Source organism: Neobacillus sp. DZ-9, from assembly GCF_059587065.1.
Map to the genome: position 1 here is coordinate 166,810 of NZ_JCAIOL010000001.1, position 20,368 is coordinate 187,177.

19 protein-coding genes and 1 other annotated feature are annotated in these 20,368 nt (G+C 40.7%); of the genes, 16 read left to right on the plus strand and 3 right to left on the minus strand.

Translation table 11 applies throughout. The features are described 5' to 3' along the window. Positions 1 to 157 precede the first annotated feature (157 nt). A complete protein-coding gene (gene sspI, locus AC59HZ_RS00840; protein WP_496544032.1) occupies positions 158 to 364 on the minus strand; it encodes a small acid-soluble spore protein SspI in 207 nt (68 codons plus the stop codon). Positions 365 to 480: 116 nt separating this feature from the next. Between sspI and AC59HZ_RS00845 the strand changes: the two genes are divergently transcribed. The 3 genes from AC59HZ_RS00845 to pheT all read left to right on the plus strand — a co-directional run bounded on the left by AC59HZ_RS00845 (position 481) and on the right by pheT (position 5,262). Beyond that, complete coding sequence (locus AC59HZ_RS00845) at positions 481 to 1,230, plus strand: TrmH family RNA methyltransferase (protein WP_496544033.1); 750 nt, start codon at positions 481 to 483, stop codon at positions 1,228 to 1,230. A gap of 60 nt (positions 1,231 to 1,290) precedes the next feature. After that, positions 1,291 to 1,536, plus strand: a binding site (T-box leader). Between the two features lie 258 nt (positions 1,537 to 1,794). Further along, complete coding sequence (gene pheS, locus AC59HZ_RS00850; protein WP_496544034.1) at positions 1,795 to 2,832, plus strand: phenylalanine--tRNA ligase subunit alpha; 1,038 nt, start codon at positions 1,795 to 1,797, stop codon at positions 2,830 to 2,832. Between the two features lie 15 nt (positions 2,833 to 2,847). Then, positions 2,848 to 5,262 (plus strand): phenylalanine--tRNA ligase subunit beta, encoded by a 2,415-nt coding sequence (gene pheT / locus AC59HZ_RS00855; RefSeq protein ID WP_496544035.1) that lies wholly within the window; start codon positions 2,848 to 2,850, stop codon positions 5,260 to 5,262. A 260-nt stretch (positions 5,263 to 5,522) separates the two neighbouring features. Here the strand turns inward: pheT and AC59HZ_RS00860 are convergent, their stop codons facing one another. Next, the gene (locus tag AC59HZ_RS00860; protein ID WP_430066730.1) at positions 5,523 to 5,813 is read right to left on the minus strand and encodes a 4a-hydroxytetrahydrobiopterin dehydratase; all 291 of its coding nucleotides are present in this window, start codon (positions 5,811 to 5,813) and stop codon (positions 5,523 to 5,525) included. A 53-nt stretch (positions 5,814 to 5,866) separates the two neighbouring features. Beyond that, positions 5,867 to 6,799, minus strand: coding sequence for a ribonuclease HIII (gene rnhC / locus AC59HZ_RS00865; protein ID WP_496544036.1), 933 nt, complete (start codon positions 6,797 to 6,799; stop codon positions 5,867 to 5,869). Between the two features lie 114 nt (positions 6,800 to 6,913). Between rnhC and zapA the strand changes: the two genes are divergently transcribed. From zapA to AC59HZ_RS00930, 13 genes are all read left to right on the plus strand, one after another. After that, positions 6,914 to 7,174, plus strand: coding sequence for a cell division protein ZapA (gene zapA, locus AC59HZ_RS00870; protein WP_496544037.1), 261 nt, complete (start codon positions 6,914 to 6,916; stop codon positions 7,172 to 7,174). 5 nt (positions 7,175 to 7,179) lie between these two features. Further along, a complete protein-coding gene (locus AC59HZ_RS00875; RefSeq protein WP_496544038.1) occupies positions 7,180 to 7,701 on the plus strand; it encodes a CvpA family protein in 522 nt (173 codons plus the stop codon). Between the two features lie 94 nt (positions 7,702 to 7,795). Then, a complete protein-coding gene (gene polX, locus AC59HZ_RS00880; RefSeq protein ID WP_496544039.1) occupies positions 7,796 to 9,511 on the plus strand; it encodes a DNA polymerase/3'-5' exonuclease PolX in 1,716 nt (571 codons plus the stop codon). Positions 9,512 to 9,528: 17 nt separating this feature from the next. Next, a complete protein-coding gene (locus AC59HZ_RS00885) occupies positions 9,529 to 11,886 on the plus strand; it encodes an endonuclease MutS2 (RefSeq protein WP_496544040.1) in 2,358 nt (785 codons plus the stop codon). 18 nt (positions 11,887 to 11,904) lie between these two features. Beyond that, the gene (locus tag AC59HZ_RS00890) at positions 11,905 to 12,312 is read left to right on the plus strand and encodes a DUF350 domain-containing protein (RefSeq protein ID WP_430066724.1); all 408 of its coding nucleotides are present in this window, start codon (positions 11,905 to 11,907) and stop codon (positions 12,310 to 12,312) included. Between the two features lie 421 nt (positions 12,313 to 12,733). Then, on the plus strand, positions 12,734 to 14,440 hold the full coding sequence (locus AC59HZ_RS00895) for an AMP-binding protein (protein WP_496544630.1): 1,707 nt from the start codon (positions 12,734 to 12,736) through the stop codon (positions 14,438 to 14,440). Positions 14,441 to 14,616: 176 nt separating this feature from the next. Beyond that, entirely contained in the window at positions 14,617 to 15,201 is a 585-nt protein-coding gene (gene fadR, locus AC59HZ_RS00900; RefSeq protein WP_496544041.1) for a fatty acid metabolism transcriptional regulator FadR, read from the plus strand. Between the two features lie 21 nt (positions 15,202 to 15,222). Continuing rightward, entirely contained in the window at positions 15,223 to 15,996 is a 774-nt protein-coding gene (locus AC59HZ_RS00905; RefSeq protein ID WP_496544042.1) for an enoyl-CoA hydratase, read from the plus strand. A gap of 111 nt (positions 15,997 to 16,107) precedes the next feature. Further along, on the plus strand, positions 16,108 to 16,881 hold the full coding sequence (locus tag AC59HZ_RS00910) for an electron transfer flavoprotein subunit beta/FixA family protein (RefSeq protein WP_496544043.1): 774 nt from the start codon (positions 16,108 to 16,110) through the stop codon (positions 16,879 to 16,881). Positions 16,882 to 16,920: 39 nt separating this feature from the next. Next, positions 16,921 to 17,898, plus strand: coding sequence for an electron transfer flavoprotein subunit alpha/FixB family protein (locus AC59HZ_RS00915; RefSeq protein WP_496544044.1), 978 nt, complete (start codon positions 16,921 to 16,923; stop codon positions 17,896 to 17,898). A gap of 121 nt (positions 17,899 to 18,019) precedes the next feature. After that, positions 18,020 to 18,334 carry a thioredoxin gene (gene trxA / locus AC59HZ_RS00920; RefSeq protein WP_496544045.1) on the plus strand — a complete coding sequence of 105 codons (315 nt, stop codon included), beginning with the start codon at positions 18,020 to 18,022 and terminating at the stop codon, positions 18,332 to 18,334. Between the two features lie 240 nt (positions 18,335 to 18,574). After that, the gene (locus tag AC59HZ_RS00925; protein ID WP_496544046.1) at positions 18,575 to 19,519 is read left to right on the plus strand and encodes a carbohydrate ABC transporter permease; all 945 of its coding nucleotides are present in this window, start codon (positions 18,575 to 18,577) and stop codon (positions 19,517 to 19,519) included. A 60-nt stretch (positions 19,520 to 19,579) separates the two neighbouring features. Then, on the plus strand, positions 19,580 to 20,368 hold the full coding sequence (locus AC59HZ_RS00930; protein WP_496544631.1) for a carbohydrate ABC transporter permease: 789 nt from the start codon (positions 19,580 to 19,582) through the stop codon (positions 20,366 to 20,368).

A 20,368-nucleotide genomic window follows, 5' to 3' on the forward strand; every position in this document is an offset into this window, starting at 1 on the left:
TTGAGTAAAAATTGCTGTTGCTCCCCGGCTGGGTTTGCCGGGGATTTTTAGATTCGCAAATAAAACTAGATTTTCCGCAAATAAACAGGTAGGTGGCTCAAAAATACCGAAAAAAAGCCGCCGACCGCACTCGATCAACAGCTCTAACAAAAAACTATCAGTTCAACCCGCTTTCCAGGGTAGCGAGCATCTCTTTTTTCTCTTCTTCTGATGAATTTTTCCAAATAACTTCAAACAAAACTCCTAATCCTGGCAGCATTTTTTCTTCGCCATTTTGAATTGCATCTACTATTGTATCTTCTAACTCTGCTTGTGAATTACCAGAAACATTGTGAATAACAGCATTTCGTAAATTTAAGTTCATAACTGCACACTCCTTTTTAATCCTGAATTACTTTCTTATCATTTCTATAATTTGGTTTTATTATGTATCTTAATTAGGCTATAATGAGAAAATCAATAAAGTAAGGAGAACCAGTTTTGAAACACATTGAATCTGTCAATAATCCTAAGGTAAAACAATGGAAAAAGCTATTAACAAAAAAAGAACGGGATAAGTCTGGGACATTTATAGTTGAAGGCTTTCATTTGGTAGAGGAAGCTTTGAAGAAAGGTGAACAGGTTTTAGAATTAATTATCTCTGATAAAATAGACCTGCCGCCGCGCTGGGACACCGGCAGTACACCAGTCACGCTCGTTACCGATGAAATCTCAAATTCGCTATCGGAGACGGAAGCACCCCAGGGGATATATGCAGTCTGCCGCCAGCTTAATCAAGAAGCTTTAGATGCAAAAACTTACCTGCTCATTGATGCCGTTCAAGATCCGGGCAATCTCGGCACCATGATTCGTACCGCCGATGCGGCGGGAATTGATGCGGTAATCGTTGGCCGTGGCAGTGTCGATATGTTTAATTCAAAAGTCTTAAGGTCGGCACAGGGGAGCCATTTTCACTTGCCAATCATTAGAGGGGAACTGCATGAATGGACCAATAAGCTAAAAGAAAAAAATATTCCTGTTTATGGGACAGCACTTGAAGGTGCTTCTGCATATACTGATACTTCAACTGGAGAATCCTTTGCCCTGATAGTTGGGAATGAAGGCAGTGGTGTAAACAAAGAGCTGCTCGAAAAAACCACAGCGAACCTTTATATTCCGATTTTCGGAAAAAGCGAATCACTAAACGTGGCCGTTGCCACCGGTATTCTTTTATACTATTTAAAAAAATAACCGGAAACTTGTTTGAAATGGTTGAATTTTAGTATATAATATTTAACAATGTTGATAATTTTAAAGACAATGACGGAGAAAAGTATCTTGCCTGTTGTCCATTTAGGAAGAAAGTGCCGCGACTGAAAGCACTTTTATGGAAAAGACAAGAGAAGTTCACCTCCCGAGTCGGCATCGGGACCATTTCAGTAACGAAATGTAAAGATGCATCGGCATATGCCGTTATCCGAATGAAGCGAACACTAGTGTGTTTTACATATGGTGTTTACAAGGGTGGTACCGCGAATTCTAAACCTCGTCCCTTTCCAGGGATGGGGTTTTTTTATTTGGTTTGTGTTAAAGGCCATTGTTGATTTTTAACACTGTTGATTGGAGTGGAAGGCACGAAGACTCATGCGGGAGTACGGGGCAGGGGAGACCCCGAAGGCGCTATAGCGCCGTGGAGGCTCCCCGGCACGCCCGAAGGTGCGCGAAGTGCCTGGAGCGCAAATCAACAACCAAGTTTAACAGAGTCAAAAAAGCTCATTCGACCCATTATCATAAAGAATTTAAGGAGGAATCTACATGCAAGAACGTTTAAAGGAATTGCAGGAAGAGGCTATTCAGAAAATTGAACAGTCTGCAAGCTTAAAAGAATTGAATGACATCCGCGTTGCGTATTTAGGCAAAAAAGGGCCAATTACTGAAGTGCTGCGCGGCATGGGCAAACTTTCAGCAGAGGAGCGCCCGGTTATGGGAGCACTAGCTAATGAAGTTCGCGAAGCAATCGCTGTTAAAATCGAAGCAAAACAAAAAGGCTTAGAAGAAGCGGCTGTCTTAGAAAAATTAGCATCTGAAAGCATTGATGTAACCCTGCCAGGACGTCCAGTGAGGGTTGGGAACCACCACCCGCTCACTAGAATTATTGAAGAAATTGAAGATTTATTTATAGGAATGGGCTATCAGGTAGCGGAAGGTCCTGAAGTTGAGCAGGATTATTATAACTTCGAAGCTTTGAATTTACCGAAAGGCCACCCAGCCCGCGATATGCAGGATTCCTTCTATATTACTGAAGAAATCTTACTTCGCACCCATACATCACCGGTTCAAGCACGGACAATGGAAAAACATCATGGCAAAGGGCCAATCAAAATCATTTGTCCTGGTAAAGTGTATCGCCGTGATAATGATGATGCGACACACTCCCACCAATTCATGCAAATTGAAGGTCTAGTTGTTGGTGAGAACATTCGCATGAGTGACCTTAAAGGAACGTTAGAAGTGTTCGCGAAAAAAATGTTCGGTGAAGACCGCGAAATCCGCCTACGACCAAGCTTCTTCCCATTCACAGAGCCATCTGTTGAAATGGATATTTCTTGTAAAATTTGCGGCGGCAGCGGCTGTAATGTTTGTAAGCGAACAGGTTGGATTGAAATTCTTGGTGCAGGAATGGTTCATCCTAACGTTCTTGAAATGGCCGGCTATGACTCTAAAAAATACACTGGCTTTGCTTTCGGGATGGGACCAGAGCGGATTGCGATGCTGAAATACGGTGTCGATGATATTAGACATTTCTACACTAACGACGTACGATTCTTAAAGCAATTTTCTAAACACGAGTAGAAGGAGGATGACGACATGTTCGTTTCATATAAATGGCTTCAGGATTATGTAGATTTAACTGGAGTTTCGGCAGATGAATTAGCTGAAAAGATTACTAAAAGCGGGATTGAAGTTGAAGGCGTAGAAGTCCTTAACGACGGAATTAAAGGTGTTGTTGTTGGTCACGTTGTAGAGCGTGAACAGCACCCCAATGCCGACAAATTAAGCAAATGTCTTGTGGATGTTGGTGACGGTGAACCTGTCCAAATTATTTGCGGAGCACCAAATGTTGCCCAAGGACAAAAAGTTGCAGTGGCAAAAGTGGGTGCAGTTTTACCGGGCAATTTTAAAATTAAAAAGGCGAAGCTTCGCGGCGAAGAATCAAATGGGATGATTTGCTCTCTTACAGAACTTGGCATGGAAGGAAAGGTTGTACCAAAGGAATATTCTGAAGGAATCTTTGTTTTTCCAGCAGATGCTGAGGTTGGTACAGATGCCCTTGCTCTATTAAACCGAGACGATGAAGTACTTGAGCTAAGCTTGACGCCAAACCGTGCTGATGCGTTAAGTATGCTTGGGGTTGCCTATGAAGTGGCTGCAATTTTAGGTAGAGATGTAAAGCTTCCAGAAACTGATCTGCTGGCTTCAACTGAAAAAGCATCTGATTATGTCAAGGTTGTTGTTGATGCTAAAGAAGACAATCCTTTATATGTTGCTAAAATGATTAAAAATGTAAAAATCGGCCCATCACCGCTGTGGCTGCAAACTCGATTAATGTCAGCAGGAATCCGTCCGCACAACAACGTGGTCGATATTACCAACTATATTTTATTAGAATACGGTCAGCCGTTACATGCGTTTGATTATGACCGTTTAGAATCGAAAGAAATTCTCGTGCGCCGTGCTGTTGATGGCGAAAAATTTGTCACTCTTGACGATGTTGAACGGACTTTAACAACTGACCATTTGGTGATTACAAATGGCGCGGAGCCGGTTGCTCTTGCTGGTGTAATGGGTGGAGCCAATTCAGAGGTTACTTCTGACACAACAACAGTGTTATTAGAAGCAGCCTACTTCAACGGGGCTGCAGTAAGAAAAGCATCAAAAGACCATGGTTTAAGAAGTGAAGCAAGCGCTCGTTTTGAAAAAGGTGTTGATCCTAACCGCGTGCGTGCAGCAGGCGACCGTGCTGCGTATTTAATGGCAAAGTATGCTGGCGGTGAAGTTTTAGAAGGAACTTCCGAAGTCGATACACTTACAGTAGAACCAGCAGTTGTATCAATTACGCTTGAAAAAATCAACCGTGTTCTTGGAACAGAACTTGTAATGAAGGATATAGAGGAAATCTTCGGCCGTCTGCAATTCTCTGTAAGCGTTGAGGGAGATACGATTACCGTTACAGCACCTACACGCCGCGGTGATATTAAAATTGAGGAAGACCTTGTTGAAGAAGTTGCTCGTTTATATGGTTACGACAACATTCCTAAAACGTTGCCAATCGGCTCTTCCACCCCTGGCCGCTTGTCTGTTTACCAGATGAAACGCCGTGTCGTACGCCAATATCTTGAAGGATCAGGCTTATATCAGGCGGTTACGTATTCTTTAACTAGCGAGGAAAAAGCTACACAATTTGCGATGGAAAAGCGTGACACGATTCGCTTAGCGATGCCAATGAGTGAGGAACGCAGCATCCTTCGTCTAAGCATCTTGCCTCAATTATTGGAAGTAGTAAAATACAATAGCGCTCGTCAAAACGACAGCTTAGCAGTATATGAAACTGGCGCAGTATTCTTATCGAATGGTGCTGACGTACTTCCAGTTGAGCAGGAACATTTAGCAGGAGCAATTACAGGGCTTTGGCATTCGCACTCTTGGCAGGGAGAGAAGAAGGCAGTTGACTTCTTCGTTGTAAAGGGAATTTTAGAAGGTATGTTTGCGAAACTTGGTCTACCTGAAAGCGTTGAGTACGTTCAAGCTCAGGTGGAGGGCATGCATCCAGGCCGGACAGCAGAGATTTTGTTGAATGGCGAGAAAATCGGTTTTGTCGGCCAGGTTCATCCAAGCGTGCAAAAAGAGCTTGATTTGAAAGATACCTATGTTTTTGAGCTTTCATTAAAAGCAGTCCTTGAAGCAGATGCGCCAATTTTACAATATGAATCTATCCCACGCTTCCCATCGATCACAAGAGATATTGCCCTTGTGGTAAACAGAGAAACGGTGTCAGGCACCTTAAAGGAAATCATCCTGACGGCAGGTGCGCCATTATTGAAAGAGGTTCAGGTATTTGACTTATATGAAGGCGATAAGATGGAAGCAGGTAAGAAATCTATTGCGTTCTCGATGAAATATGTTGACCCTGAGCGTACGCTGACAGATGAAGAAGTAACAAAGGTACATGAAAGAGTGCTTGGAGCTTTAGAAGAAAAGGCAGGCGCGGTATTAAGAGGTTAATTTAAGTCGTCCAGCTCGAGATTTCGGGCTGGCTTTTTCTTTTTAGGGGAGGGAAATTCCGATTCGCTGATAAATCGTGAAATTCGCCGATAAAATAAAAAAGTGATATTTTAATATGTTTTTTTGCGCCATTTTTGTCTTTTTTAACACCCAAAACTCAATTTAGAAGAATCTTATTGCGAAAAATTATAAAAAAACCTCAAAAAAGACTGCCCCTATCACCAAAATTTCGGGGCAGCCTTCCAGATTAATGGATTCGATTAAATTTTTCCATAAATCTCATCATAATTCTGAGCTAATGCCACATCCAAGTCCGTCAATCCCCCTGCATTCCAGGAAGTTAACCTTAATGTCACCAATTTATAGTCAATCGCAATAAAAGGGTGATGGTTTTTATCTTCAGAAAGCTGGGCGATTTCATTCACGAATGTCACACCTTTTAAAAATTCCTGAAAGCGGTACTTTTTGACAATGAATTTTCCGTCTAATTTCCAGCCAGGTAATGCAGCTACAGATTCATTAATTTCAGTTTCGTCTAGTCTTCTAACCACCTAGATCCCCCCAATTGATTTTTACCTCATATTTTATTCTCCAAAGAAGAAGATTAACGCTTTTTATTAACAATTGCCAACGCTTTCTCGGTATTCGCAAAGTGCAGCTTCACAAACGATGGCAGCATATCACGCCCTTTACTCAATATAAGCTTAGCGGCGGCTACATCCACTTGAGCCCCGGCACCCTTCGGAATCTTAAATCCGGCTGCCTCGCTTAGCTTATCAATATATTGAATGAACGCATATCGAGCAAGAATGCTCGCCGCCGCAACCGCCAAATGAATGCCTTCCGCCTTGGTGCTAAAATAAACGTTTTCCTTCGCCACAGCTTTTTGACCTTTAACATGCTGAAAATAGGTACTACCCTGTACAAATTGGTCGATTAGAATAGCCTCTGGTTTTTCCGGAGAAATCTTAGCCAACACATTTAAAATGGCCTGATTATGTAGAATTGCCTTCATTTTCCCCTGCGACATCCCCTTTTGCTGCACCTGATTATATTTTTCATTTTTCAGCGTCATCAAGCTGAAGGGAACAACATCTTTGATTACCTTTGCAATCTCAATGATTTTTTCGTCGTTTAAATCCTTGGAATCCCTGACACCCAATTCTTTTAATAAAGGAATATGTTCTTTTTTAACATAAGCGGCAACAACGGTAATCGGTCCGAAAAAGTCACCAGTACCTACTTCATCAGAGCCGATGACAGACATCCCCCCAATACCTGCCGGAAGATCTCCTTTTGCAACTGATTTTCCTTTCGTAGAAACCGGAGCCGGATTGACTCCCCATCTACCAGCCTCTTGTTCACTAGCATTCCCTTGGAATAATACTTTTCCAGATTTATAAGCGGTGATCATGCAGGAAGGGGTTTTCGCCGCAAACACACTACCAGGAGGAAGTTTATCAACTAGATGCATGCTATAATAGCTTTTCATTTCCAAAATCTCTTTCATTCCAACATTAATGACTACATTACCCAAATAAAAGCACCACATTTCTATTAAATATATCATTTGCCAATTGGTTTAACTTTTCCACTTATATCTGTTCATGTTATGATATAGTGTAGGATTCTTTGAATGGAGGCATTTGCGTTGTCAAATACAGAAAAAAATCGAACAACCGTAGATATTTACGGACAGCGATACGTTATAGTAGGTACGGAAAGCTCGGGCCACGTAAGATATGTTACATCATTGGTTGATGACAAAATGCGGGAAATCAGCTCCAAGAATCCTTTATTAGATGCAGGCAAGCTTGCTGTTTTAACTGCCGTCAATGCAGTGAATGATTATATTAAAATTAAAGACGAGTTAGAAAGGCTGCAAGCAGAACTACAAAAAGAAAAGGACTAAGAATCATGTTGGATTTAGCTATTTTATTATTTCTTATTATCGGATTTTTTGTTGGCCTAAAAAGAGGCTTTATCATGCAGTTTGTCCATATAGCAGGATTTATTATTGCATACATCGTCGCATATTTATACTATGGTGAGCTAGCACCAAAGCTAACACTTTGGGTTCCGTATCCGAACTTTGGAGAAGGGACGACTTTAAAACTCTTAACCGACTCGAGTAGTGCGGAAACAGCATTTTATCGAGCAATTGCATTTGTGATTATCTTTTTCGCTGTAAAAATACTGATGCAAATCATAGGTTCGATGCTCGACTTTATTGCCCATCTTCCTATTTTAAGGCAGTTAAATATTTGGGCAGGGGGCATATTAGGCTTTTTGGAAATCTATTTAATTATCTTCATTGTATTATATATCGCAGCCTTAATTCCAATGGAACTTTTCCAAAACCCTCTAGACAATTCATTTTTAGCAAACGCGATTGTGAATCACACACCGATTCTTTCACAGCAGATTAAAGGCTTGTAGATTGAATAGACTGCAGCATGAACTTCTCTGTAGCAGAGAAGTTTTTCTTTATGCTGGAAAAAAGGTTAAAATGTACTCAAGGCAGGTGGATTTTATGGAAGTAAACAAAAAAGAAATCATTCGTCTATTAGAATTGATTGCGATTTATATGGAATTAAAAGGCGAAAACACGTTTAAAGTTTCGGCCTTTCGAAAAGCAGCAAATGCCTTAGAAACCGATGAACGCAGCTTAACAGAGATTGAGGACTTTACATCGATATCTGGAATCGGCAAAGGTACAGCGGCTGTGATTGATGAATACATAAAAGAGGGTTCCTCATCTGTTTTAAAAGAGCTTAAAGAAGAAGTTCCAGCCGGACTGATTCCTCTGCTACAGCTTCCGGGTCTTGGCGGGAAAAAGATCGCTAAACTCTATCAAGAGCTTGGAATCGAGGATGTCACAACTCTAAAAGAGGCCTGCGAGGCAGGCAAGGTTCAAGGTCTCGCCGGGTTTGGCAAAAAAACGGAAGAAAAAATCTTAAGTGCCATTGCTAATGTTGGCTCAAGGCCGGAACGGCTTCCACTTGCCTATATGCTCCCTGTGGCCGAGCAAATTGAAGCTAGACTTTCTCAAATGCCAGACATAGATCGATTCTCAAGGGCCGGCAGCCTACGTCGGATGCGAGAAACGATAAAGGACCTTGATTTTATAATCGGAACCCAAAACCCTGAGTCAGTTAGACAACAGTTACTAGAATTGCCTTATATAAAAGAGGTAATTGGCGCAGGGGACACGAAAGTATCAGTAGTATTTGAACTAGAATATGATGTTTCCGCTGATTTTCGTTTGGTGAAACCGGAGGAATTTATCACTACCCTGCACCACTTTACAGGCTCAAAAGACCATAATGTCCGGATGAGGCAGCTCGCAAAAGAGCGTGGCGAAAAAATAAGTGAATACGGTGTGGAAAACGTAGAAACAGGAGAAATCCGCACTTTCTCATCCGAGGAAGAGTTCTTCAAGCATTTTGATCTTCCGTTTATTCCGCCGGAGGTTAGAGAGGATGGCAAGGAAGTCGATACTTTTTCACACAATCAAGAGTTAATCGAGCTTGAAGATATTAAAGGCGATCTTCATATGCATTCCACCTGGAGCGATGGTGCCCATACGATTGAAGAAATGGCAGAAGCCTGTCGGGCCAGAGGCTATCAATATATGGCGATCACGGACCACTCGCAATATTTAAAAGTAGCGAATGGGCTGACGACTGAAAGATTATTAAAGCAAAAAGAAGAAATTAAGAAATTAAATGAAAAGTATGATGATTTTATCATTCTCTCAGGTGTCGAGATGGATATTTTACCTGATGGAACCCTGGACTATGACGATGAACTTCTAGCTGAGATGGATTTTGTCATCGCGTCCATCCATTCAGCTTTTTCCCAGCCGAGGGAAAAAATTATGGAACGACTGAAAACAGCCTTAACCAATGCCCATGTTGATTTGATTGCTCATCCGACTGGCAGAAAAATTGGCCGCCGCGAAGGCTACGATGTTGATATCGATATGCTGATTGAGCTGGCAAAAGAAACAAACACAGCGTTAGAATTAAATGCGAACCCTAACCGGCTTGACCTGGCAGCAGAATACCTAAGAAAAGCCCAGGATGCAGGCGTTAAAATTCTCATCAATACTGATGCCCATATGGTCGATACTTTAAAACATATGGCAATCGGCGTTTCAGCGGCTAAAAAGGGCTGGATAAAAAAATCATCGGTGATCAACGCCCTTGATAAAAATGACCTGCTAGAATTTTTGCATAATAGATAAAAAGGAGGCTCGACCTCATGCAAGATAGAGTTTTAAAAGTATTAGAATTCACCAAGGTGAGGGAGCAGCTGTTAGAACATGCTGCATCTTCACTTGGAAAAGAAAAAATAAAGCATTTAGTACCGTCGACTGATTTTGAAGAAGTAGTTAAGCTTCAGGCGGAAACGGATGAAGCAGCCACTGTATTTCGGATTAAAGGGAATGTTCCGTTATCCGGGATTCATGATATTCGTGCTCATATCAAACGCTCCGTCATTGGCGGCGTTTTAAGCCCGCATGAATTGGTGCAAATCGCCAGCACGATTCACGCCAGTCGGCAAATGAAGCGATTCATCGAGGAAATCGCAGAAGAAAGAACGGAAGTTCCGATTTTACTAGAGCAAGTGGACAGAATCATCCCACTAACGAATCTTGAACAAGCGATTAAATATTCCATCGATGAAAGCGGCGAAGTGCTGGATGGGGCCAGTGAGCTGTTACGGTCTTTACGACATCAACTTCGTTCCAACGAAGCGAGGGTGCGCGAAAAATTAGAAAGCATGATTCGCTCCTCAAGTGCTCAAAAAATGCTGTCCGATGCGATTATCACGATCCGTAATGACCGTTTTGTTATCCCTGTAAAACAGGAATACCGCGGTCACTATGGCGGAATTATCCATGACCAAAGCTCATCAGGACAAACACTGTTTATCGAACCGCAGGTGATTGTTCAGTTAAACAATCAGTTGCAAGACATCCGCGTCAAGGAACAGCTTGAAATTGAACGAATCCTGACAGAGTTATCTGCGAAAACGGCTGAACATGAAAGTGATCTTCAGGTAATCGTAAAGGTTCTAGCTAATTTAGATTTTATATTTGCAAAAGCTAGATACGGGAAAAAAATAAAAGCCACTATGCCCAACATAAATCATGAGGGAAGAATCACATTATTTAAAGCGAGGCATCCGTTAATTCCAATTGACGAAGTAGTGGCGAATGACATCATGCTCGGGAAAGATTTTACGACCATAGTCATTACGGGTCCGAACACCGGTGGTAAAACGGTTACCTTAAAAACACTTGGCTTGTGTTCCTTAATGGCGCAGGCAGGACTGCAGGTCCCCGCGCAGGACGGGTCTGAACTTGCCGTTTTTGACGCTGTTTATGCCGATATTGGCGACGAACAGTCCATAGAGCAGAGTTTAAGTACGTTTTCTTCCCATATGGTGAACATTGTCGATATCTTAAATAAAGTGGATTTTAATAGTCTTGTTTTGTTTGACGAGCTTGGAGCAGGAACTGACCCTCAGGAAGGGGCAGCACTTGCCATCTCCATTCTGGATGAGGTCCATAGAAGAGGGGCAAGGGTCATTGCCACCACCCATTACCCGGAATTAAAAGCCTACGGCTATAACCGTGAAGGTGTTCTCAATGCCAGCGTCGAATTTAATGTCGAGACATTAAGCCCAACCTATAAACTCTTGTTAGGTGTACCGGGAAGAAGTAATGCATTTGAAATTTCTAAGAGACTTGGCCTTAACGACCGGGTAATCCAGGCCGCACGCTCGCATGTCAGTGAGGATACGAACCAAATTGATAAAATGATCGCTTCCTTGGAAGAGAGCAAGCGGAGGGCAGAAATCGAGCAGCAGGAAGCACGCGATTATTTAAAACAGGCGGAAAAGCTTCATCAGGATTTACAAAAGCAAATGATGGAGTTTTATGAGAAAAAAGACTCGATGCTGGAAAAAGCGGCTGAAAAAGCCGAAGAGATTGTGGAAGAAGCCAAAAGTGAAGCAGACAAGGTTATCCGCGACCTTCGAAAAATGAGAACAGAAAAGCATGCCGAAATAAAAGAGCATGAATTAATTGATGCCAAACGCCGTCTCGAAGGAGCGGCACCGGAAATAAAGAAATCTGAAAAACTCATCAATAAGAAAACGAAAAAGGTTTCCTACATGCCTGGGGATGAAGTAAAGGTTCTGACCTTTGATCAAAAGGGCATCCTGGTCGAAAAAGTGACGGACAACGAATGGCAGGTCCAAATTGGCATTTTAAAGATGAAAGTGAAAGAAAAGGACATGGAATATTTGGGGACTCCGAAACAAGTGGAAACACGTCCGATGGCTATTGTTAAAGGCAGGGACTCTCAGGTTAAACTAGAATTGGACCTGCGTGGTGAAAGATATGAGGATGCCCTTCTGAAGGTAGAGAAATACATTGATGATGCCCTCCTGGCAAGTTACCCCCGCGTATCCATTATCCATGGGAAGGGAACGGGAGCATTAAGGCAGGGTGTTCAAGAATACTTAAGGAACCATCGTTCTGTTAAGAAAATCCGCTTTGGAGAAGCCGGAGAAGGCGGGTCAGGAGTCACCGTCGTTGAATTTAAATAATGTCCGGGGAGAATGGCAATGGACCAGTTTTGGGAAAACGAGTATATTCAAATAGCTGCTTATTATAGTGTAGTCATTTTGTGTATGATTGTCTTTTTAGCCATTTTTGAGGCTGTAACGAAATACAAAAATTGGGAAGAAATCAAAAAGGGGAATATCGCGGTGGCTATGGCTACGGGAGGGAAAATATTTGGCGTTGCCAATATTTTTCGCCACTCGATAGAACACCAATCTTCCGTTCTGACAATGGTTGGCTGGGGGATTTATGGCTTTGTTTTGCTATTAGCCGGGTATTTTATCTTTGAATTTTTAACACCCAAATTTAAAATTGACGACGAAATCCAAAATGATAACCGGGCGGTTGGTTTGATTTCCATGATCATTTCAATTGGATTGTCATATGTGATTGGTGCAGGAATTTCGTAAGGGGAGAATGAACAGTGGAGACATTAGCTAAGGTACTTCTCGGATTATGCGGCTTGTTTTTGCTAATCGGTGTTATCTATCTTGTTTTCTTTTAGGAAAAACTTTTTAAACTTGGTTGTTGATTTGCGCTCCAGGCGCTTCGCGCACCTTAGGGCGTGCCGGGGAGCCTCCTCGGCGCTTTAGCGCCTGCGGGGTCTCCCCTGCCCCGTACTCCCGCAGGAGTCTTCGCGCCTTCCGCTCCAATCAACAATGGTAAAATATCAACAAAAGCATTAACACAGACTTAGAAAAAATCATCGCTGAACAAGCTTCAGCGATGATTTTTTTGGCCTGCCTTCAATTGTTAATTGTGAAATACTGTATTATAATAGAATAAGAAATGAGAATATTTTTAATTATTTTATCAATAAGGAGGGTTATTATTGTGGAGTCCAAACCATGGCTGGCTCTTTATCCAAAGGAAATTCCTGCCACTATTGAATACTCCTCAGAATCCGTACAAACATATTTAGTCAATGCTGCCGAGCACTATCCGGACAAGATTGCCGTTCATTTTATGGGGAAAGATTTGACCTATAAACAGCTGTATGAGGATGCGTTGAAATTTGCCGGTTACCTCCAGGAGAAACTTGGCATTACAAAAAGTGACCGCGTTGCTATCATGCTGCCCAATACTCCACAGGCAGTCATTTGTTATTTTGGTATATTAATGGCTGGCGGAATCGTCGTTCAAACCAACCCGCTATACACCGAACGAGAACTTGAATATCAAATGAAAGATTCCGGTGCTAAAGCCATCATCACACTAGACATCCTCTATCCTCGTGTTTCTAAAGTAATGCCGCAAACGGATTTGCAGCATATTATTGTAACCGCCATCAAAGATTATCTCCCATTTCCAAAAAATCTCGTCTATCCGTACATCCAGAAAAAACAATATGGAATTGTCGTCATTGTAAAGCATGAAGGAAGCAGCCATTTGCTTACGGAAATTTTAAGAATGAAGCCTAAAAAACTAATCAGTTATGAGGTCAAAGTAGAAGAGGACTTGGCTTTACTGCAATATACAGGCGGGACCACTGGTTCCCCGAAAGGAGTCATGCTGACCCACAAAAATTTAATTACAAATACAAGCATGAGCGAGAAGTGGATTTACAAGTGCAAACCTGGGGAAGAAAGTGTGCTCGCCATCGTACCGTTTTTCCATGTCTATGGAATGACCGTATGTATGCTATTATCCATCAAAATGGGTTGTAAATTGATCTTACTTCCTAAATTTGATGCACTGACAACGTTAAAAACGATTCAAAAACAGCGGCCAACTCTTTTTCCGGGAGCTCCAACCATTTACATTGGTTTATTAAACCATCCTGATTTAAAAAAATATGATTTATCATCTATTACAGCTTGCATCAGCGGCTCAGCTCCACTTCCGCTTGAAGTGCAGGAAAACTTCGAAAAGGTTTCAGGAGGAAAGCTGGTTGAAGGCTATGGTTTGTCAGAGGCATCCCCGGTTACCCACTCCAACTTCTTGTGGGACGTTGAGAGAGTAAAAGGCAGCATAGGTGTCCCTTATCCTGATACGGAGGCAAAAATTCTTTCCACGGATACCGGAGAACCGGTGCAAGTAAGGGAAATTGGCGAAATCGTCATTAGAGGGCCGCAAATCATGAAAGGCTACTGGAATCGTCCTGAGGAAACAGCCGAAGTCTTGAAAGATGGCTGGCTCTATACAGGCGACCTTGGCTATATGGATGAACAAGGCTATTTTTATGTTGTAGACCGCAAAAAAGATATGATTATTGCAGGCGGTTATAATATTTATCCGCGTGAGATCGAAGAAGTGTTGTATGAGCACCCTGATGTACTAGAAGCGGTTGCTGCGGGGATTTCTGACCCATATCGCGGGGAAACCGTTAAGGCTTATATTGTTTTAAAAGAAGGTTCAAAGGTTACCCAGGAGGAAATGAACCAATTCGCCAGGAAATTTTTAGCAGCCTATAAAGCACCTCGCGTGTATGAATTTAGAAAAGAATTGCCAAAATCGGCTGTTGGAAAAATTTTAAGAAGAATGCTGGTAGAGGAAGAGAAACAAAAAATAGAAGAAGAAAGTAAAAAACAAGCTTAGTAGTATTTTTTTTTGAAAGTTAAGGCTTGTCTAAAAAATAATATCAAGAAGTCTATTCAGTAGTTCTTGACAGAAGTACATATAAAAATTATTATTAAAATATGAATGATGATTCATTCATATTTTTCTTTTTACATACTTAGAGTATATCAGTTTTCTTCAAAGGGGGGATAGCATTGAATAAAAGCAAGCCAAAGTATATGCAAATCATTGATGCAGCAGTCATCGCCATTGCTGAAAATGGCTACCACCAAACGCAGGTATCAAAAATTGCGAAACAGGCAGGAGTGGCTGACGGCACCATTTATCTCTATTTCAAAAACAAGGAAGACATCCTTATCTCTCTCTTTGAAGAAAAAATGGGTTATTTCGTTGAAAAAATAGAAGAAAAAATAGCAGGAAAAAAATCTGCGGCAGAGAAATTATTAATGATGGTTGAAACTCATTTCCAAGCATTATCTGAGGATCATCACTGGGCAATCGTAACCCAATTGGAATTACGTCAATCCAATAAAGAACTCCGTTTACGAATAAATGATGTTCTTAAAGGCTATTTGCAGGTGATCGATAAAATCCTTATTGAAGGAAAAGAAACTGGAGAGTTTTCAAGTGATCTCGATTTTCGACTTGCCCGGCAAATGATTTTCGGTACGATTGATGAAACCGTTACATCCTGGGTGATGAATGAGGAAAGGTATGATTTGAAGGAATTAGCAGCCCCAGTCCATCGTCTTTTGATTAATGGCTGCGGAGTTCGATAGTATAAGTTTGGAGGGGAATTGATGGAATATTTAAAATGGTCTCATGAGGACAGCATTGCTACTATTACTTTGGAGCGTCCACCGGCAAATGCCCTTTCATCAGGTCTATTAAGGGAACTATCTGCCGTACTGGATGAAATCGAACCAAACCGTGAAATTAGAGTTGTGGTCATTCATGGGGAAGGACGCTTCTTCTCAGCAGGTGCTGATATTAAAGAATTTACCACAGTAACTTCTTCCGAGGACTTTTCTAAACTGGGACAGTTTGGACAAGATTTGTTTGATCGGATGGAAAAATTCCCAAAACCGATTATTGCGGCGATTCACGGTGCAGCCCTTGGCGGAGGTTTAGAACTTGCAATGGCTTGCCATATTCGTTACGTCAGTGAAACGGCTAAACTTGGTCTTCCTGAACTGCAATTAGGATTAATTCCAGGGTTCGCAGGCACACAACGTCTGCCCAAATATGTAGGTGTGGCAAGAGCAGCCGAAATGCTGTTCACTTCTGAGCCTATCACTGGATTAGAAGCAGTCCAATATGGCTTAGCAAACCGTGCCTTTCCAGAGAATGAGGTTTTGGAGCAGGCGAATAAATTGGCTGAAAAAATTGCCAAGAAGAGCCCAGGTTCCATTAAAGCAAGTATCGAGCTTTTAAACTATGCTAAAACAGAAGAATTCTATCAAGGAACAAAAAGAGAAGCTGAACTTTTTGGCAAAGTGTTTGTCTCCAATGACGCTAAAGAAGGCATTCAAGCCTTCATTGAAAAAAGAGAACCTCATTTTAAGGGTGAATAGGCTTCCATTAACTGGGCTTGACCAATTACGAAGCTTTTAATAAAATTTTTTTGAAGACAATTTTCTCAATCTTTCAAACTGAGCGAATGCTCGAAATTTAGGAGGGTAACCATGAATATTTATGTATTAATGAAAAGAACCTTTGATACTGAAGAAAAAATTACAATCTCCGGCGGAAAAATCAACGAGGATGGCGCTGAATTTATCATCAACCCTTATGATGAATACGCGATTGAAGAAGCAATCCAAGTTCGCGATGCGAATGGCGGAGAAGTAACGGTTATCTCTGTAGGCACTGAAGAAACAGAAAAGCAATTGCGCACTGCACTTGCAATGGGTGCTGATAAAGCCGTCCTTATTAATACAGAAGACGATGTTGAAAACGGCGATCAATATACTACGGCAAAAATTCTTGCTGAATACTTAAAAGATAAAAATGCTGATTTAATCCTAGGAGGAAATGTGGCAATTGACGGCGGTTCTGGTCAAGTAGGTCCTCGAGTTGCTGAACTTTTAAACATTCCTTACGTAACAACGATTACAAAGCTTGAAATCGATGGCACAGATGTAACCGTTACCCGTGACGTTGAAGGGGATTCAGAAGTTATCGAAACAAGTCTTCCGCTATTAGTTACAGCTCAGCAAGGTCTTAATGAGCCTCGCTATCCTTCTTTACCAGGAATCATGAAAGCAAAGAAAAAGCCGCTTGATGAATTAGAATTGGATGACCTTGATCTTGAAGAAGATGATGTGGAAGCAAAAACAAAAACAATCGAAATCTACCTGCCAGCGAAAAAAGAAGCAGGAAAGGTTTTATCCGGCGATTTGAATGATCAGGTTAAAGAACTGGTTCACCTACTTCATACTGAAGCAAAAGTAATTTAATCGAAATTTCATAAAAATTGTTTGCAGGAGGGAAATGGAATGTCTAGAAAAGTATTGGTATTAGGGGAAGCTCGTGACGGTTCATTACGTAACGTATCTTTCGAAGCTATTGCTGCCGCAAAAACGGTTGCAGAGGGCGGAGAAGTTGTTGGAGTTTTAGTTGGCGAAGCTGTAAGCGCTTTAGGGGCGGAATTAGTACAATATGGTGCTGACCGTGTCGTGGTTGTCGAAGACGCAAAATTAAAGCAATATACTTCTGATGGTTATGCACAAGCCCTATTAGCGGTTATTGACCAAGAAAAGCCAGAAGGGTTGGTTTTCGGTCATACAGCACTTGGAAAAGACCTTTCTCCAAGAATCGCTGGAAAACTTCAATCTGGACTTATCTCGGATGCTACAGCTATTGAAGTGGCTGGAGGCAATGTTGTATTTACAAGACCAATTTATTCAGGTAAAGCATTTGAAAAGAAAATTGTAACCGACGGCTTAATTTTTGCAACCGTTCGTCCAAATAACATCGCACCTTTAGCAAAGGATGAGAGCAGAAATGGTGAAGTTGCTTCCCTATCTGTTGAAATTAAAGACCTTCGTGCGATTATCAAAGAAGTGGTACGAAAAGCTAGCGAGGGTGTTGACCTAAGTGAAGCTAAAGTCGTTATTTCAGGTGGACGCGGTGTTAAGAGTGAAGAAGGCTTTGCTCCGCTTAAAGAATTAGCGCAAGTTTTAGGAGGAGCAGTAGGAGCTTCCCGCGGTGCATGTGATGCCGAATATTGCGATTACTCCTTACAAATCGGCCAAACTGGTAAGGTTGTAACTCCTGACCTTTACATCGCTTGCGGAATTTCTGGTGCGATTCAGCACTTAGCTGGTATGTCTAACTCTAAAGTAATCGTAGCGATCAACAAAGATCCTGAAGCAAATATCTTTAAGGTAGCTGATTACGGAATCGTTGGCGACTTATTCGAAGTAGTTCCATTATTAACAGAAGAGTTTAAAAAGCTTAAAGTTCATTCATAATAATAAGGCGAGCGGAATGTTCCGCTCGTTTTTATTAGCGAGTCAGATTATTAGCTAGAGTAAACAAACGATGTTATACTTTCGGTAGTGTTTCATTATTCATTAGGAGGGCAATATAAAAATGGCTATTTCACATTTAACAGATCAAAATTTCACGTCTGAAACAGGTTCAGGTCTTGTACTTGTAGATTTCTGGGCACCATGGTGCGGACCTTGCAAAATGATCGCCCCAGTATTGGAAGAACTTGATTTAGATATGGGCGATAAAGTAAAAATCACAAAGCTTGATGTAGATGAGAATCCACAAACAGCTGCTAATTTTGGCGTAATGAGTATTCCAACCTTATTAGTATTCAAAGATGGTGAAGTTGTCGATAAAGTAGTCGGCTTCCAGCCAAAAGATGCATTAGCAAGCGTATTAGGAAAGCACGTTTAAGATTGAATGGAATCGTTCAAGTACAATAGACCCAGATATCAGACATTCAAAAATGTCTGATATCTGGGTTTTTTTATGTCCATTTTTGAAGGAACTACTAGTTAGAGGAATGTATGGGTTCAATAACATTTCATCTTAAATGAAAGTAAAAATATTGCACATTATAGTCAGAATCGTTAATTAATCAAAAAACACAATCCTATATAGTGGATTTATAAATAAAAAAAGGAGGTATCGTTCGTGGAAAATAAAGTCATCAAAACGAGTGTTCCGGTGAATTATGTACACAAAAAGGCATTTTGGACAAACAGGAGAAAAGAAGGTTTATTTGGATGGTTATTTCTATTGCCAGAAGTCATTGGAATCTTGTTACTTTATTTATTTCCTCTTATATTTTCGCTTGTCCTTAGCTTTTCTGAATGGAATTTGGTCGGGGGCTTAAAAGCTATCCATTTTGCCGGGTTTGATAATTTTCTTAAATTAATTGAAGATGAAAAAGTTATTACAGCTTTAAAAAATAATTTCATATTTACTATTTTCACTGTGCCGATTGGAATGTTCCTTGCCATTATACTTGCTGTCATTATTCATACGAAAGTTTACATGTCAAGTTATTTTAAAATCGCGTTTTTTATTCCTTATATTTCATCCATTATTGCTATTGGTGCTGTATGGAGTGCACTATTCCACCCATCCCTCGGCCCGATTAATCAATTTTTAACTGGTATAGGAATTGAAAATCCGCCAATGTGGTTAGCAAGTCCAAAGACTTCTTTAATTTCAATTATTATTATTACGATTTGGGCGGGAATCGGTTATCAAATTATCATTTATCTTTCTTCATTATCAAGTATCCCTGAAGAATTATATGAAGCAGCAAGTATTGATGGTGCATCACAACTTCAGCAATTCTTTAAAATTACGCTTCCATTGCTTGGACCAACAAATGTCTTTTTATTTATCACATTATTGATCGGTTCATTTAAGGTGTTTGATTTAATTGCCTTTTTAACGCAAGGTGGGCCAAATAACTCTTCAACCGTTATTGTATTCCGTATTTATGAAGAAGGTTTTCAACAATTCAATATGGGATATGCATCTGCAATTTCATGGTTATTGTTTATCATTGTAGGGGTAATTACATTAATTAGCTGGAAACTGCAAAAACGGTTTGTACATTCTTGATGGAGGTGAATTCAATTGAAAAAAAAGCCTGAGATTAGTAAGATCTTATTCACAATTGGTATGTTTGTATTATCAATCTTTTTCCTCATTCCATTAATATGGATGATGTCGGCTGCATTTAAATTTGAAAAAGATGTAATGGTATTTCCTATTCAGTGGATTCCTAAAGATTGGAATATTGTTGAAAACTTTAAAGCAGTTTGGATGGCAGATATTCCTTTTTATAAGTTTTATTTTAACTCTATAAAACTAGCTACCATCCAAACTTTATCGACCTTAATTTTTTCTTCCATGGCCGCTTTCGCCTTTAGTAAACTTCAGTTTAAAGGTAGAGACTTCGTTTTTGCACTTGTTCTTAGTTTCATGATTATACCTGAACAAGCTACATTGGTACCTAGGTTTATTTTAATTAAATGGCTTGGATTATATAATACGCATGAAGGACTAATCTTGATGGGGTTATTCTCCATTTACTTTACTTTTTTAATGAGACAATACATGCTTGGGATATCCAATGAATATATTGAGGCCGCAAAATTAGACGGAGCAGGCTACTTTAAAATTTATTGGAGTATTATTTTACCATTATGTAAGCCGATTTTGGCAACTGCAGGGATTATCAAGTTTATCTGGATTTGGAATGATTATCAGGGGCCACTCATTTTTTTACTGAACAAAGATCTTTATCCAATAACACTTGGTCTGCAATTATTTAAAGACGACTACGCGGATAACTTTGCGGTCTTAATGATGGCTTCAATGTCAGCAGTTATTCCACTTGTCATTGTCTTTATTATTTTGCAAAAGCAAGTTATAAAAGGAATTGCACTGGGCGGTGTAAAAGGCTGA